This window comes from Flavobacterium labens (assembly GCF_048286755.1).
GTDB lineage: Bacteria > Bacteroidota > Bacteroidia > Flavobacteriales > Flavobacteriaceae > Flavobacterium.
In genome coordinates this window covers 20,329-36,758 of the sequence record NZ_JBLVPL010000002.1, presented here as the reverse complement: position 1 = coordinate 36,758, position 16,430 = coordinate 20,329, and the positions used below count along the sequence as shown (strand labels likewise).

Annotated in this window: 17 protein-coding genes; 7 read left to right on the top strand and 10 right to left on the bottom strand. The window is 33.1% G+C overall.

Annotation, left to right across the window (positions count from 1 at the left end; genetic code table 11):
* Window positions 1-5 precede the first annotated feature (5 nt).
* The 10 genes from ACNQF8_RS06745 to ACNQF8_RS06700 form a co-directional block, all read right to left on the bottom strand.
* Complete coding sequence (locus ACNQF8_RS06745; protein ID WP_417953116.1) at window positions 6-1,337, bottom strand: serine hydrolase domain-containing protein; 1,332 nt, start codon at window positions 1,335-1,337, stop codon at window positions 6-8.
* Between the two features lie 124 nt (window positions 1,338-1,461).
* Window positions 1,462-1,884 carry a DoxX family protein gene (locus tag ACNQF8_RS06740; protein WP_417953115.1) on the bottom strand — a complete coding sequence of 141 codons (423 nt, stop codon included), beginning with the start codon at window positions 1,882-1,884 and terminating at the stop codon, window positions 1,462-1,464.
* Window positions 1,885-1,990: 106 nt separating this feature from the next.
* Window positions 1,991-2,368 carry a ribosomal maturation YjgA family protein gene (locus tag ACNQF8_RS06735; protein ID WP_417952592.1) on the bottom strand — a complete coding sequence of 126 codons (378 nt, stop codon included), beginning with the start codon at window positions 2,366-2,368 and terminating at the stop codon, window positions 1,991-1,993.
* A 31-nt stretch (window positions 2,369-2,399) separates the two neighbouring features.
* Entirely contained in the window at window positions 2,400-2,957 is a 558-nt protein-coding gene (locus ACNQF8_RS06730) for a YdeI/OmpD-associated family protein (protein WP_417952591.1), read from the bottom strand.
* Between the two features lie 245 nt (window positions 2,958-3,202).
* Window positions 3,203-3,610 carry a hydroxyisourate hydrolase gene (gene uraH / locus ACNQF8_RS06725; protein ID WP_417953114.1) on the bottom strand — a complete coding sequence of 136 codons (408 nt, stop codon included), beginning with the start codon at window positions 3,608-3,610 and terminating at the stop codon, window positions 3,203-3,205.
* 18 nt (window positions 3,611-3,628) lie between these two features.
* Entirely contained in the window at window positions 3,629-4,171 is a 543-nt protein-coding gene (locus ACNQF8_RS06720; RefSeq protein ID WP_417953113.1) for a heme-binding protein, read from the bottom strand.
* Between the two features lie 62 nt (window positions 4,172-4,233).
* Window positions 4,234-4,803, bottom strand: a complete 570-nt coding sequence (locus ACNQF8_RS06715; RefSeq protein ID WP_417953112.1) for a Crp/Fnr family transcriptional regulator — start codon at window positions 4,801-4,803, stop codon at window positions 4,234-4,236.
* A gap of 184 nt (window positions 4,804-4,987) precedes the next feature.
* Window positions 4,988-6,127, bottom strand: a complete 1,140-nt coding sequence (locus tag ACNQF8_RS06710; protein WP_417953111.1) for a pyridoxal phosphate-dependent aminotransferase — start codon at window positions 6,125-6,127, stop codon at window positions 4,988-4,990.
* Between the two features lie 202 nt (window positions 6,128-6,329).
* Window positions 6,330-7,133: a hypothetical protein gene (locus tag ACNQF8_RS06705; RefSeq protein WP_417952586.1), complete on the bottom strand. Its 804-nt coding sequence runs from the start codon at window positions 7,131-7,133 to the stop codon at window positions 6,330-6,332.
* 163 nt (window positions 7,134-7,296) lie between these two features.
* Window positions 7,297-7,887, bottom strand: coding sequence for a hypothetical protein (locus tag ACNQF8_RS06700; protein WP_417953110.1), 591 nt, complete (start codon window positions 7,885-7,887; stop codon window positions 7,297-7,299).
* 568 nt (window positions 7,888-8,455) lie between these two features.
* On the opposite strand from ACNQF8_RS06700, the gene tgt reads away from it, so the two are divergent.
* From tgt to ACNQF8_RS06665, 7 genes are all read left to right on the top strand, one after another.
* On the top strand, window positions 8,456-9,586 hold the full coding sequence (gene tgt, locus ACNQF8_RS06695) for a tRNA guanosine(34) transglycosylase Tgt (protein ID WP_417952684.1): 1,131 nt from the start codon (window positions 8,456-8,458) through the stop codon (window positions 9,584-9,586).
* 104 nt (window positions 9,587-9,690) lie between these two features.
* Window positions 9,691-10,779 (top strand): LptF/LptG family permease, encoded by a 1,089-nt coding sequence (locus ACNQF8_RS06690; protein ID WP_417952584.1) that lies wholly within the window; start codon window positions 9,691-9,693, stop codon window positions 10,777-10,779.
* Entirely contained in the window at window positions 10,766-11,653 is an 888-nt protein-coding gene (locus tag ACNQF8_RS06685; protein WP_417953109.1) for a DMT family transporter, read from the top strand. The genes ACNQF8_RS06690 and ACNQF8_RS06685 overlap by 14 nt, the downstream gene beginning before the upstream one ends.
* Window positions 11,654-11,768: 115 nt before the next feature.
* Window positions 11,769-12,722, top strand: coding sequence for an acetyl-CoA carboxylase carboxyltransferase subunit alpha (locus ACNQF8_RS06680; RefSeq protein WP_417953108.1), 954 nt, complete (start codon window positions 11,769-11,771; stop codon window positions 12,720-12,722).
* A 152-nt stretch (window positions 12,723-12,874) separates the two neighbouring features.
* Window positions 12,875-14,419: a replicative DNA helicase gene (gene dnaB / locus ACNQF8_RS06675; RefSeq protein WP_114752849.1), complete on the top strand. Its 1,545-nt coding sequence runs from the start codon at window positions 12,875-12,877 to the stop codon at window positions 14,417-14,419.
* A 181-nt stretch (window positions 14,420-14,600) separates the two neighbouring features.
* On the top strand, window positions 14,601-14,993 hold the full coding sequence (locus ACNQF8_RS06670) for a hypothetical protein (RefSeq protein ID WP_417952582.1): 393 nt from the start codon (window positions 14,601-14,603) through the stop codon (window positions 14,991-14,993).
* Window positions 14,994-15,636: 643 nt separating this feature from the next.
* Window positions 15,637-16,428 (top strand): sensor histidine kinase, encoded by a 792-nt coding sequence (locus tag ACNQF8_RS06665; RefSeq protein ID WP_417952581.1) that lies wholly within the window; start codon window positions 15,637-15,639, stop codon window positions 16,426-16,428.
* Window positions 16,429-16,430: the final 2 nt, after the last annotated feature.

The window sequence follows — 16,430 nt, the reverse complement described above, 5'->3', positions numbered from 1 at the left end:
ATTTCTTATTTTTTTGTCAATTTGAATGCTCCACCACCTTGCTTTAAAATCATTTGTTTTTCATTGGGCTTAAATTCTAGTTTTATTCCAGCGGCTAAAAATTCAAATTTATCTTTTTCAGTAGCTTCAAGCGGAAAAGCTGATTGTCCTGTTGCTTGTGCAAAAAGTTTTAAATTATCTTTTGTAATCGTAATCTTCATAGGAAACCCAGCATCTGAATATTCTCCTAAATAAGGATCCAAGTCTTCGGTTTTGAATTCGATATTTTTAAAAGTAGGAATTACGAACGGCTTGTTGAAGTAACTGCTTAAAGCGGCAATAATTATGTCATTATTGTCGTATGTTTTTCCGTTTGAAGTTAATGCAACGGCTATTTTGTCCTCTGGGAAATAATACAATACGGATCTAAATTCATCAATTCCTCCAGTATGACCAAATCCTTTTTTATCATAAAACGGAATTTGGAAAATCCCCATCCCATAGTTGTCTTGTAAAGTGACCATTTGTTTTAAACTACTGTCGTTGATTATTTTGTTTGCGAATAAATTTTCAATAAAAATGGTCAAATCAGTCGGATTAGAAACAATTGAGCCAGCGCCCATTGGGATTGACATATCCGTTTCAGTTTCTTTAATCCATTTTTCTGAAAACCTATAAGAATTAGATTCGTTGTTTTGAACGCTTATTTTATCTCCTGCGTAAGTGTTTTTTAATCCTAATGGCTTTGTAATTTTATCTTTGAGAATGTCCGCAAATTTTTTTTTGTATGTTTTTTGAAGAATATAACTCAATAAAACATAATTTGAATTGCTGTAATTTGCTTTGCTGTTTGGTTCAAAATCACTTTTCCCTTTAGTAATGATTTGAATCATTTGCTCTTCGGATTTCGGTTCGGTATTGTACTTAAAGTATTCAGGATCATTGGTAAAATTATGAATGCCGCTTCTGTGATTTAAAAGATTTCCAATCGTTATTTTGGTTGCATTTTCGATTGTAGGGAAGTAGATAGCTATCGTTTGATTTAGTGATAATTTTTTCTCTTCAATCGCTTTGAATATTAATATTGATGTGAACATTTTTGAAATGGAGCCAATGCGATATTTGGATAAATTGGTAGCTTTTTTATTCGTTTCAACATCTTCTTTTCCTATTGATTTAGAGTAAATAATCGTTCCATTTTGTGAAACAGCTATGCTTCCCATAAACTTATCTTTTGCTTCAAGAATTTGAAATAAGCTATCCAGTTTTGCAACGTTCATTTTTTGGGAATATCCAGTAGCAAATAATAAACTGAAAAGCATTGTAATTAAAATTTTCTTTATCATAATTGTTTCCATTATATTTTTTTAAGGTTTTACTAAAATCCGATGAAATGGCTGTTCATTTTATAAAGATTATAAGAATAGGATTTTAGCAATTTTCAAGTAAATATATACGATTAAACAGATATAAAATTATTTTTTAAATTGCTTTTCTTTTTTTAACTGCATCCATTGAAAAGGTACCGCTTCCCAATAAAAACAGCGCAAAATAGCACAGTAAATACATTAATGCAGATTCCATAGTTCCCAGATCATCATTGATATGAACAATAAACACAGCAACCGCCATGGTAATAATAAGCGGAATCAATGCTAGTCTGGTCCATAATCCTATTACTATTAATAGGGAGCATAAGACCTCGGCAAAAACTGTTAAAGTCAATGAGGTCGGAACACCAATGCCTATTGGGTCACCAAATTCCATTGTGCCATTCAATAACTTCATTAGTTTTGGAATACCATGACTTAGCATCAATAAACCAAGTGTTAATCGTAAAATAAGCGAAGCCCAATCTGTTGCATTTGCAGACCAAGAAGACGGAGAGAACAGTTTTTGAATCATAATTTCAAGTTTTGTATAGTGTTCCTACAAACATAAGCTTTTTTAACAAGAATTATACTGTATGAAATAACTTATTTTAGTGATGGCTCGAAGTTGTTACTGTATTTTATTCTCTTGTTCTAAAGTAAATTTTTTCAATGCTAATTACAGTCAAAATTCCAAGGATATAGGCAAGTAAATCCATCCAAGCAAATGAATTTCCAAGAACAACTGTAGCGATTTTGTAATGTTGTAGACCTAGTTTTTCAACCGCATTAAAATACTGTGCGATTTCGATAGCAAATGAAAAGAGCAACACAAGACTAGCAGCAACCCAAACGGATACGTTTACAAAGGATTTTACAAAACAATAGAGTAGAATGACCACTAAAAAATCTCCAAAATATGGTCTTATAAAGTTATCATGAAGATACAAAGCGATAGCAGTTTCTATGAGAAGAAGTAAAATTGTAAGGATAAAATAGTTGCGATTGAATTGAAACATTTTGGTTATTTAATTAGTAAGTATTTCACTTTTATAGCATTCGTTTTTGTTGTTCACTGATTTGTATTGTTTTTTCAAGTCGTAATATTTTGGTTTTTTCCTGTTTTGCAGTCATTATCCAATGTATCATTACCTTTTTGGAAGAAGGTGCTTGTGCATTAAAAAAGTCCCATGCTACTGGGTTCAGTCTAAATTGACTTTCATAATTTGAATCAAGAATAGCAGGTTCTTTTTCGTGAGAATAAATTCGGGATTTATTTTCTGTGCGTAAATCAAATGCTTTTTGTCCTTCTTGAGTCAGTAGCCCGGCTTTACTGAGTTCCTCCATTTTCTGAATGTTGATGGCGCTCCAAATACTGCTGCTTCTTCGAGGCGTAAAACGTATGCTATAACTTTCAGCATCAATCGATTTTCGCACACCGTCAATCCAGCCAAAACATAGCGCCTGATCCACGGATTGCGACCAAGTCATGGATAGTTTATCGCTACTCACTTTGTAGAAACCTACGAGTAGTTCCGTTTCCTTTTTATGGTGCTTTTCTAACCATGCTCTAAATTCGGCTTGTGTTGCAAAAAAGGTTGCTGCCATTTTAAAATGAAGTTTATTAAATACCGCAGAAAAATACAAAAAAAAGAGGATAATAAATCAGATTGCCTTTTTTAACACAAACGTTAGCGCAGTTTTGAAACTGTATTAACAATTCTAGTATAGCATAGCGGTCGGGATTAAAGTATACGAAAAAACCTCATTTATCCCAAAAAAAACTAAAGGAGAAAATGAGGCTTTTTAGAACAAAGTCATTCAAGATTTAAAATAAATGGGGACAAACTAAATTAATTCCCTCTATAGGTAGCATATCCATAGTTGGAAAGCGTTATGGGAACATGATAATGATTGGTATCCTTAATTTGGAAAACAACTTCTATAAAAGGATAAAAACTCTCGATCTTTTTACTTTTAAAATAGTCTGCTATCAGGAATCGCAGTTTGTAAATTCCATTTTTTGCGTTTTTATAATTCATAAAATCGGTGATACGTCCATTCTTATCAGTTGTTTTTTTATCAACAAAAGACCATATTTTAGTGGTTTCATCGAATTTTTCTAATATAACCGGCACGCCACTTGCAGGAGCTCCGCTTGTAATATCTAAGATATGGCTTGACAATTGGTAGGTATTGTTCTGAGAATAGGATACAGTTGCTACAACAGTAAAAAGTAAGATTGAAAGTAAATGTTTCATTTTTATTTGTTTTTTATATTAATGAGTTGTGATTTGTGCGTCAATAATTGCACCTGATTTAGCGATTAAATCATCATTTTCAGGACTACCACCTCCAGCGATGCCAATACCACCAATAAGTTTCCCGTTGTACCAAAGCGGATAACCACCAGCTAATAGCAAGAGTTCCGGCAGTGAGGCTAAATTTTGAGTGTCTGGGTTTAATCTGGCATTTCTCGATAAAAGTAGAGTGGGCGTTTTAGTGGACAATGCGGTGTAGGCCTTTCTTCTTGCTGCCTCCGTATTGTGTGGACCGACTTCTTCACCACGAGTGATAATGATAATTTGCCCCGATGCATCTAATACTGCAACTGTTACATTTTTTCCTAATGCAGTGGCGGTTGAGCGTGCTTGTTCTGTTATTTGAAATGCTGTTTTAAGCGTTAATTGAACGGAATCTGTGGTATAATTTTGTTCTTTTTTTGCATTAGAATTAGTTAGAACTATACTTTTTTGAGTGCTTATTTGTGCCAATGAAAAAAGCGGAATAAACAGTGTTAACAGATAAGAGTTGACTTTCATGATTAATTTTTTACAAAATTAAAAATGATCGAGGGCAAAAAGTTTGTCCTATGTCAACGTTTTTAGAGTTTAGATTTTATTCTGCTTAAGGTCGAAGGAGAAATTCCTAAGTAAGAAGCTGCCATTTTATTAGAAACGCGTAATAAAAAATGAGGTTGATGGTTAATTATCCATTTGACTTTCTCCAAAGCGTCAAAGCCTTGAAAACCGTAAATGCGTTTTTGGGCTGTTATAAAACCCAGCTCTAGAATCTCTCTGTATATCATTGCAAATTCTGGCATTGTTGCTACAAGATGATAAAAATCAGTTCTGGAAATTACTAATAAATCAGATTTTTCTATTGTTTGTAGGTATTCAAAAGCGGGTTGCTGATCAATAAAACTAGGTAGTGCAGTTCCAAAATTACCTTCAAAGGCAAAAAATCGGGAAGTTTCTGTTCCTTCTTTATTGATTGTAAAAAGTCTGATACAACCTTTGTTTATAAAATAATACTGCTGACATATTTCTTCATAACGCACTAAAATTTCATTCCGTTTTGTTCGTACAGGTTTAAAATAGGAACAAATCAAATTAATTTCCTCGTCATTAATTTGTATTCTGTTATTGATATACTTTTTTAGCAATTCGTACATCTTATCTTAATTTAGGCGGTTTTTTTTGAAAGTAAATGTACGAACAATTAATTTTCGGTCAGTTAATTTAACGAAATCGATTTAAGCCTGCCAATCAGGTAATCAAAAATCTTCCAATTACAAAACCATTTTCCGATTAAGCCAATTGCTCAAATTGTTTTTAGCGTGTGTTGGTGGCGGTTTTTTATTGTATTGCTTTAATAAATTTTTTCATTTCGTCCATTTTACCCACTGTAATCCTTGTCCATTTCCCTTGCTCTTCATATATTCTTCCCCCTTCAATATTATTGTTTTCTAATTGTTTGAAATAGTCCTTGTTGTATTTTGCAAGTGAAAAATAGATGAAATTTGTGTTAGAAGAAATGCACTCACAATTTAATTTTTTGAGTTCGCTGATAGTATATTGTCTTACATTTTCATTTAGCAAGTAGCAATTTGAAACAAATTTATCATCTTTCAACGAAGCTATAGCAGCAAGTTTTGATAATACACTAACGCTATTATTTGTATTGGATTGCAAATTTGCCAAATTATCAATTATTGTTTTGTTTGCAATTGCATACCCAATCCGTGCTCCAGCCAAACCATACATTTTGGAAAATGTTTTGGCGATAATAATATTTCTGTGGTCATTTACCATATTGCTAAGGGATTGCTGTTTAGTAAAGTCCAAATACGCCTCATCAATTAATACAATTGTATTTTGTGAAATTTTAGTTATAAATTCTACTAATGCTTCTCTCTCACAAACTGTTCCAGTTGGGTTGTTTGGATTACAGATATAAACAAGTTTTGTATCTTGGTTTACAGCTGCCAACATAGCTTGCAAATTAATTTTCTTGTCGTTTGTAAGCGGTACTTTATTTTTCGTTAAACCTAAATTATCTAATGTAACTGTCCAATAATCATAGCTTGGGTCTGCGATTACATAATTTGCGTTGCCAGTCACCTTCGGTTCGTGTCCTTTGTCTAGTGATACAAATTTTGCAACCAAATCTAAAATTTCAGTTGAACCAGCACCCAACAATATGTTTTCGTCTTTAACACTATTTCGTAATGCAAGGTCAGCAATCAGTTGTGTCGCAACATCCCAATTATATCGGTTACTAATATTGGCATTGTCTACAAATGCTTTCCTTGCTAACGAAGATAGACCATAGGGGTTTTCATTTGAACGTAAAAAAATTAAGTTAGCATCATTTTCAAAACTATTAATTAAATTTTCTGATACAAGAGTAGAAGCAAATGAATTGAAGTGTGTAAGTCCAATACCAGCTACTCCAATACCAATTTTTTTCAGCCAAAGTCTTCGGTTCGTTTCCATATTGTCTTTTTCTTTGACAAGTCTTTAAAAAAAATAGTTTGTTACAACTGCGGAGTGTTAAAATTGCTTCCAAAGTTCGTTTCGCCACTTTGAGATGGCTGTAAATTAGCAACCGCTAAGTTTTAGGATTTATGAAAACTTGATGCGAAACGGTAATTCCAGTAAATTCTAGCTAGCTCAAAATGGCTGTTAGCAGTAGCATTTATTCGTTTTTTCTAAATTTCTTTTTTCTAGCTTGCATTTCTTGATATATACCTGAACTATTCCCAAAACCGCGAATAGTTAAAAGTTGATTCGATTGATAATAATTTAAATTTCCATCGCAATATAATTGATTTAACTTGTCTATGTAAAGCAGTTCACCTCTTTGATAAATATGTACCAAAAGTACAAATGTAGGAAGTTCATAAACTCGTTTTTTGTTATAATAATAACCAAAATTTCGTTCTGTTGGAAAACCAAATTTTTCGACAATATTTTGAAACCTTTTTGAAACTTTGGTAAATTCTGATACTAATGTGTCTGTTGAGTGTTCTATTTTTCTAGTTCTCCATTCGTGAAAGTGACTAGTTGCGGTGTAATCATATCTCTCCAATTCTATCAAGCTTTTTTTAAGTTCTTGATTAAAGTTCTCGGAGTAATATTTTTGATAATTTGGGAATTCTGCAATAAAAGTATTATGCCATTTATAGGATTCGAACTTTTCAAAAAACTCTTTTGGAATTCCACCTTTGGCTAATTTTACAGCAATTTTTTCCATAAACACCTTGTCTTTAACTTGAATAGCAGTTTCTAAAGCATAACTTAAATCATTTCCAAATGGGAAATCAGTATTTTCAAAGGCCAATTGGAAATATTTATTCGCTTCCTTTAAGTTTCCACTTAATTTCTCTTTCTTGCCTAGTTCGACAAAATTATTATATTCTTGGTAGTTGCAATTCTGTGACAATATAATTTCCACAGAAAATAAATTCAGAAGTAGAATTAAGATCTTAAGTTTCTTCATTATATGCAATTTTTCTAGTAATGTTATTGCTAACGTTTGATACTACAGCTGATTTGGGACTAAATTAAGCCCTACTTTCGGATTTGCCAAATCATTCCAAATACAAAACCATCTTTCTATTAAGCCAATTGCCCAAATCCGTTGTAGTAGCTGTTATGCAACGCTATAATACTAGATGTTCATAATTTCCAATTTGTTTCCAAATTTCATTTTCATCCTTTTCAAAGATAATTTTTAAAACTCCATAATAGTCATCGGTTTTTTCTCCTAAGAAACTGCCTTTTTGTTTAATGTCTACTTGTACGAAGGCAAATTTGTTATTTGAAGTATAAACTGGTTCACTAACTAAAAAATAAAATCCTTTTATTTTATTAGTACTACTTACCGTAAAATATTTCTTTTCTGTTATTTTAATTTTTTTAGACTTTGCTTTTTTACAAGCTTTGCTTAAATATTCTTTTTCATCATCACTAAACAAAACATTGTATTTTTTTTGAGAAAATATGTAAACATTGTTGAATGGATGATGTTCGTCATTTTCAATTTCTTTTATAACTTTTTCATCTTTCAAATCTATATTGTCTAGCCAAAAGCTTTTAGGGTAAAATGTAACTGTTGAATCGACTAATATGAATTTTTTAGGAATTCTTCCATTTAAAATTTTGATTGTTTCAAAATTTTTTTCGTTTTCAAATATGATTTTATAAAACGTATCTGTTTGAGAAAAGCATAAATTAGTAAACAGTAAAAACAACAGATATGTTAGTTTATTCTTCATAATTATATTTTCTGGGTAAGTTCTGATATAGTGTTGCATAACTTGTATATATGTATGTCAAAATCATACAAAGCCATCCAGTTTTGGGTAGATATCTATGACAAATACCATACTTTATTTTAATTCAAATATATAGATAATTCATTATAAATCATCAAAAGGACTTTTAATTTGTTGAGTACTTTTTTGAATTTACATGAGACTAATTTAATTGTTATTACGACTTGTTTTGCGTGAGGAATCACTTCACTTTTTTGATATTTTTCATTAGGAGTTCAGTGAACTTCGTTTGCAACGAATAGCCAGACCACGCTGTAATGAAAATGAAAGTGTGGTCACGCCCAAAACCAGGTGCTAAAGGATACGTGTATTTTTGAATGCTATAATTGTCTAATACTCTCTTAAAAAGCTGGTATGTTTTGGTTGTTATCCTGATAGCTTTTGGGACACTTTTTTACTTTATGGGATGAAAAACATTTTTTTTGATGTAGATTTCAAATTAACCTATCTTTGCCAGCCGAACAATCGGGTGAAATACGTTACTATGAAGTTTGATTTATTAAAAAAAGACCCGCTGTCTAAAGCCAGAGCGGGAAGTATTACTACTGATCACGGTGTGATTGAAACTCCAATTTTTATGCCTGTAGGAACCGTAGGTTCTGTAAAAGGGGTGCATCAACGCGAATTGAAAGACGATATCAACCCAGATATTATCTTGGGAAATACCTACCACTTATACTTGCGACCACAAACGGAAATTCTGGAGAAAGCCGGTGGATTGCATAAATTCATGAACTGGGACCGTAATATTTTGACGGATTCCGGTGGCTACCAAGTGTATTCACTTTCGGCCAACCGAAAAATCAAGGAAGAAGGAGTTAAGTTCAAATCGCATATTGACGGTTCGTACCACTTTTTTACGCCAGAGAATGTGATGGAAATTCAACGTACCATTGGTGCTGATATTATCATGGCTTTTGATGAGTGTACGCCGTATCCTTGTGATTACAACTACGCGAAACGCTCAATGAAAATGACGCATCGTTGGTTAAACCGTTGCATCAATCATTTAGACACTCAGCCTGTAAAATACGGTTACGATCAAGCTTTTTTCCCAATTGTTCAGGGAAGCTGTTATAAGGATTTGCGTCAGCAATCAGCGGAATATATTGCGAATTCTAATCAAGTAGGAAACGCCATTGGTGGCCTTTCAGTAGGGGAACCTGCCGAAGAAATGTACGCGATGACTGAAGTGGTTTGCGAAATTTTACCGGAAGACAAACCGCGTTACCTGATGGGAGTGGGAACTCCAATAAATATTTTGGAAAATATTGCCCTTGGAATCGACATGTTTGACTGTGTGATGCCTACGCGTAACGCCAGAAACGGAATGTTGTTTACTGCAAATGGTACAATCAATATCAAAAATAAAAAGTGGGAAGCTGATTTCTCTCCAATTGACGAAATGGCAATCACTTATGTGGATACGGAATACACAAAAGCGTATTTGCGTCACCTTTTTGCTGCCAATGAATACTTGGGAAAACAAATTGCTACGATACACAATCTTGGTTTTTATATGTGGTTGGTTCGTGAAGCGAGAAAACATATCTTAGCGGGCGATTTCAGACCTTGGAAAGAAATGATGGTGAAAAACATGAGCCAAAGATTGTAAATTGGTGGATTTGTTTATTCGGTTATTTGTTTAATCGAATCAACGAGTAAGCGATTGACTGTTTTAGCGAATAACCAAATAAACGATTAACCGAATACACCTTTATGCTTACAATAATAGACAAATACATCCTAAAAAGATATTTAGCCACATTTGCGGTGATGCTGTTGTTGTTTATCCCCATAGGAATTGTTGTTGACGTATCCGAGAAGATCAATAAAATGCTGGAGAATAAAATCCCGTTTTTAGAGATTGCACTGTACTATTACAACTTTACTATTTATTTTGCGAATTCCCTTTTTCCAATATTTTTGTTTTTATCGGTGATTTGGTTTACGTCAAAACTGGCAAATGATACGGAGATTATCGCTATTTTAAGTTCGGGAATTTCATTCACGCGCTTTTTAAGACCCTATATAATTGGCGCTTCCATAGTTTCTGTTTTTGTATTACTGATGGGTTTCTTTGTGGTTCCTGCAGCCAGTGAAGGATTCAATAATTTTAGGTATACATACTTGAAAGGTGGCGGAAAAGAAGCGATGCGTGGTGATGATACAGACGTTTACAGACAAATTAGTGATGATGAGTTTATCTATGTAAACAGTTTCAATACAGAGTCTAAAACGGCTTTTAATTTTTCGCTTGAAAAATTTAAAAATCAGAAGCTAGTCCATAAAATTACCGCTACCAGAATAAAATGGAACCCGAAGGACAGCACCTACACTATGTATGATTATACTAAAAGGACGGTGGGTGAGCTAAATGATAAAATTGAAAAAGCACCTCAAAAAGAGGCTGTTTTCACCTTTGATTTAGAGGATTTAACGCCTGTCGTTTACATTGCAGAAACGCTGAGTTTAGGGAAATTAAATGCCTTTATTGCAAAAGAACGTGAGCGAGGTTCCTCTAATATCAATGTTTATTTAGTTGTATTGTATAAAAAATATAGTGTTCCTGTATCGGCATTTATTCTTACTATTATTGCCGTTGCCGTTTCTTCGATGAAGCGAAGAGGAGGAATGGGAACGAATCTAGCGATAGGAATTGCATTGGCTTTTGCCTTTGTGTTTTTTGATAAAATCTTTGGTGTATTAGCCGAAAAATCGAGTATACCACCCATGTTAGCCGTTTGGTTGCCTAACATTGCTTTTGGAATTTTAGCCATTTATTTGTTACGTAATGCAAAACGATAAATTAAAAAGTTACTTAAACCTTCATTTGATTGTTTTTATTTGGGGTTTTACCGCTATTTTAGGCGCTTTAATCACCATTACCGCCGATGCTTTAGTTTGGTATCGCATGTTTTTTGCAGGGCTGTTTTTAGCTTTATTTATTGCATTCAAAAAGATATCATTTAAAATCCCTTTACAATCCTTCTTGAAATTGATTTTTGTGGGATTGCTGATTGCCTTGCATTGGATCTTTTTCTTCAAAGCCATCCATGTTTCTAATGTGTCCATTACACTATCCGTTTTTTCGTTGGGAGCATTTTTTGCGTCCATTTTAGAGCCTGTTTTTTATGGTCGAAAGGTATTGTGGTACGAAGTATTTTTTGGTCTTATTATTATTGCTGGTTTAGCATTAATTATGAAAGTCGAAATTAACTATTTGGATGGAATGCTATACGCCTTGGCATCGATCATATTAGGTGTTTTGTTTACGCTAATGAACGGAAAATTGATTGAAAGACACGAACCTTCCGTAATTGCTTTTTACGAATTTCTGGCAGGTGTTTTCTTTATTACGATTTACTTTTTATTCCAGCAAAAATTCACGGCTGATTTCTTTATACTGACAGCTAATAATTGGGTTTTAATTCTGGTTTTAGCATCAATTTGTACTGCGTATGCCTTTACAGCTTCGGTAAAAGTGATGCGAAAACTGACACCGTATACCGTAATGCTGACTACAAATTTAGAGCCGGTTTACGGGATAGTTTTGGCCTATTTTATCCTTGGCGGAAAAGAGAAAATGAGCTTTGAGTTTTACATCGGGGCACTAATAATTGTAATCACCGTAATCCTAAATGGGGTTATAAAACACTATCAAAAGGACAAACAAGAATAACTTTCTCAAGGTTTTGAGAAGCAAACTTTTACACATAAATATAAAATTTACCTTTTTGAACGATTTAAAATTTTATATTTGCGGTTCCAAATAAAAACAAAAACGCAAAAATCCTATGGAATATTTAGATTTTGAGCTTCCAATAAAAGAACTAGAAGAACAGTTAGACAAATGTCTTATTATTGGTCAAGAATCGGATGTTGATGTAACGAATACTTGCAAACAAATCAACAAAAAGTTAGAAGAGACTAAAAGGCATATTTATAAAAACTTGACTGCTTGGCAACGTGTCCAACTATCTCGTCACCCTAATAGACCTTATGTGCTAGAGCATATTACTAATCTTACTAAAGGTACATTTCTTGAACTTTTTGGAGATAGATCATTTAAGGATGACAAAGCCATGATTGGTGGTTTAGGGCAAATTAATGGACAATCATTCATGTTTGTCGGCCAACAAAAAGGGATCAATACTAAAATGCGTCAGTTTCGTAATTTTGGGATGGCAAATCCAGAAGGTTATAGAAAAGCGTTGCGCTTGATGAAAATGGCTGAAAAATTTGGTATTCCAGTGGTCACTCTTATTGACACTCCGGGAGCTTATCCAGGATTAGAAGCAGAGGAACGTGGACAAGGTGAAGCTATTGCCAGAAACATATTTGAAATGATTCGTTTAAAAGTGCCTATTATCACAGTAATTGTTGGTGAAGGAGCTTCTGGAGGAGCATTAGGAATAGGAGTTGGTGATAAAGTTTACATGATGGAAAACACCTGGTATTCTGTTATTTCACCAGAATCGTGTTCTTCTATTTTATGGAAAAGCTGGGAATACAAAGAACTAGCTGCCGAAGCATTAAAATTGACTTCTGCAGACATGAAAAAACAAAAATTAGTGGATGATATCATTCCGGAACCTTTAGGTGGAGCACACTATGATAAAGAGACTACTTTCAAAACGGTAGAGCAATATATCATGAAAGGTTTTAATGAATTGAAAGACTTATCAACAGAAGAATTAATAGCCCAAAGAATGGACAAATACAGTAAAATGGGCGAATATAAAGAGTAAAATCTTACAAATTTATCTTTAATCCGTCTCGTGCTAAAAACCTAGAACGAGACGGATTTTTTTTGGGTTATAAACAAAAAATAGTTACTTATGAACAATTATTTGTAACAACTCAATGACAATATTTTTTTAATTTTTGCTACTTTCGCTCTATGGAAAACTTCAGAAATATAAACCCTGTAAAGGTGGATAAAACAACAATTATAAGCTTAGAAAAAGGGAAATTGCCTCCTCAGGTTCTCGATTTAGAAGAGGCGGTGCTGGGTGCCATGATGATTGATAAAAAAGGGGTAGATGATGTGATTGACATTTTACAGCCTGATGCTTTTTACAAAGATGCACACAAACATATTTTTGAGGCTATTGTACAATTGTTTACAGAAACACAGCCTATTGACTTATTAACCGTTTCTGCTCAACTTAAGAAAAATGCAAAATTAGAGTTGGCAGGCGGTGATTTTTATTTAATTCAGCTTACGCAAAAGATTTCCTCTTCGGCACACATTGAATTTCACTCCAGAATCATTTTGCAAAAATTTATTCAGCGTAGTTTGATTCGAATATCTTCAGAAATCATTGAAGAATCCTATGATGAAACAACAGATGTTTTTGATTTATTGGATAGAGCTGAATCCAAATTATACGAAGTAACACAAGGAAACATAAAACGTAGTTCTGAAACAGCACAGAGTTTAGTGTTACAGGCCAAGAAAAGAATAGAGGAAATTGCCGGTCAAGAGGGACTGAGTGGTGTTGCAACAGGTTTTGATAAATTAGATAAGATTACCTCAGGTTGGCAACCAAGTGATTTAATTATTATAGCGGCAAGGCCAGCAATGGGTAAGACCGCATTTGTATTATCGATGGCTAGAAATATGGCAATTGATTTTGGGATGCCAGTTGCTTTATTTTCTTTGGAGATGGCATCGGTTCAGTTGATTACCCGTTTGATTTCTTCTGAGACAGGTTTGTCATCGGAAAAATTGCGTACCGGAAAACTGGAAAAACACGAATGGGAACAATTGAGTACCAAAGTTAAAAATTTAGAAAAAGCACCTTTGTTTATTGATGATACGCCTTCATTGTCTATTTTCGATTTAAGGGCTAAAGCAAGACGTTTGGTTTCGCAACACGGAATCCGAATTATTATTGTAGATTATTTGCAATTGATGACAGCCGGAGGAAACGGAAAAGGAGGCGGAAATAGAGAGCAAGAGATTTCTACGATTTCCCGAAACTTAAAAGCATTGGCCAAGGAATTAAATGTTCCGGTTATTGCACTTTCGCAATTGTCGCGTGCAGTAGAAACGCGTGGATCAAGTAAAAGACCTTTATTATCGGATTTACGTGAATCGGGAGCGATTGAGCAAGATGCCGATATTGTATCGTTTTTATACCGTCCTGAATATTACAAAATTGATGAGTGGGATGATGATGAAGCTTCACCAACGACTGGTCAGGCAGAAATAATGATTGCTAAACACCGTAATGGTAGTATTGAAAACGTTCGATTGAAGTTTATTGGACATCTAGGAAAGTTTGACAATCTGGAAGATTTTAGTGGAGGATATGATGATTTACCTTCAAGTATGAATCAAGACGATAATCCTTTTATCACTAAAAATCTCCCTTCGGCTAATGAAGCTTTTGGAAGTAATTTGAATGATTTGGATGATGACAGCGACGTTCCGTTTTAGAAAATTAAACCAGTCAAATATTGTTTTTTAGAATATAAACATTAAAAGCCTAAATCATCCATTTGATTTAGGCTTTTTAATGTTGTAATACATAGGATGTATTTTGTTAAAACAATAAAAAGTAGTAGTTTAGCTATCGATTTTTAATTTTAAAAATATTGTTGACCAAAACCTATCGCTTATGTCACAAGAAACTACTTCTGAAAACCATAAAGAAACCAAAACTGTAAATGCAATCCCTTTAAAAACTGCACAGAAATGGGCCAAGCGTTGGTCTAAAAAAGAAGGAGATTACAATAAACACCATCATGTCAGTGCATTTTTGATTCCGAAAGTAGATTTATTGGAAGTTTTAGCAGAAGGAGTAGATGCCGTGAGAGCTTATATTGGAGTGGATGATGCAGGCGTTGAAAAATTAATGATTGTAGGTACAAAATTCAATCCGGAAACAGGAATTTATGTCGATATGATTTCTGACACTTTGGGAAATTCAGCAGGAGGCCAAGATAATATATACGATTTTACGGAGCCTTGCCCGCCGGCTAGTGATCCTGAAAGTCCTCTAAATTCCTAATTATTATGTGGATTTTATTTGCAAATATTGGGTATTTAATTTTATTTCTTAACCTGATTTTATTTATTAAAGGCTACCGTAATTACGGGAAAGCTTACTCACTTTTCACATGGTATCTTGGTGTAATTTTTTTAGTCCAAATTACTTCAATGACCTTGAAAAAATTCAATATTAATAACTTATATCTATCGCATTTTTATTTTATCGGTCAGTTTATAATTCTTAGCCTTTTTTACGTGAATATTTTAAAACAAGAATTGCAAAAAAAAATAGTGAAAGTTTGTTTAATCACAAGCCTATTAGCATTAGCTATACAATATGCATATGACTTTTCTTTGTTTTTAAAATTTAATCTTTTCGAAATATTAATTACTTCAATATTATTGATTTTGTACGCCACTTTTCATTTTTACAATATGTTGAATGAAAAAAAAGAGTTCTATTTAATAAATATGGGCATTTTATTCTATTTGTTCGGAAGTACAATTTTGTTTCTGGTAGGGAATCTTACAATTGTTTTAAGTCCAAAAATGAATAAAATTACGTGGATTTTGAATTGCATATTGTATATTTTTTATCAGATTTTTATATTATTAGAATGGAAAAAAAGTTTTTCAAAAAAAAGAGAATTTAAAACAATTTTATGAAAGTCAATACACTGCAGGAAAGTGAAATAATTGAAATCATAGTGTATAGTTTTATCGCTTTCCTTCTGATGGGATTGGTTTTAATATTGTTTTTTTATTTTTCGAGAAAGAAAATTATTCAAAAGGAATTTGAAAAAAAGGATTTAGAAATCCAGTATCAAAAAGAACTTTTAAGCTCTGTAATTATTACTCAGGAAGAGGAACGCAAGCGTATTGCACAAGATTTGCATGACGATATTAGTTCTAAACTCAATATAGTTTCTTTAAACAGTCATTTGCTTACCACGCCTAATTTAACCGAGACTGAGGTAGTAGAAATTACGAACAACATTATTAATCTTACGGCCAAAGCACTAGATAATTCAAGGAAAATTGCACACGGTTTGTTACCTCCCGTTTTAGATAAATTTGGACTTCATGCAGGTGTAGAGGAATTGTGTTTGGAATTCAGTAGTTCCAAAGCCGTAAAGGTAAATTATGAAAATAAAACTGTATTTGATATTATAGACAATGATAAACATTTGCATGTATTTAGAATTTTACAAGAGCTGATGAATAATTCGTTGCGTCATGGAAAAGCATCTATTATCTCGATTATTTTTGAAAAAAAGAATGAAAAGAATTGGTGTTTTTATACGGATGACGGGATTGGTTTTGAAATGAAATCCGACGAAAATAAGAAAGGTCTGGGAATGAAAAATATAGAAAGTAGAATTGCTTTTTTAAATGGTAAGATGACCTTGGATTCATCAATAAATAAAGGAATTTCAGTAGTTTTTAATTTTTAAAA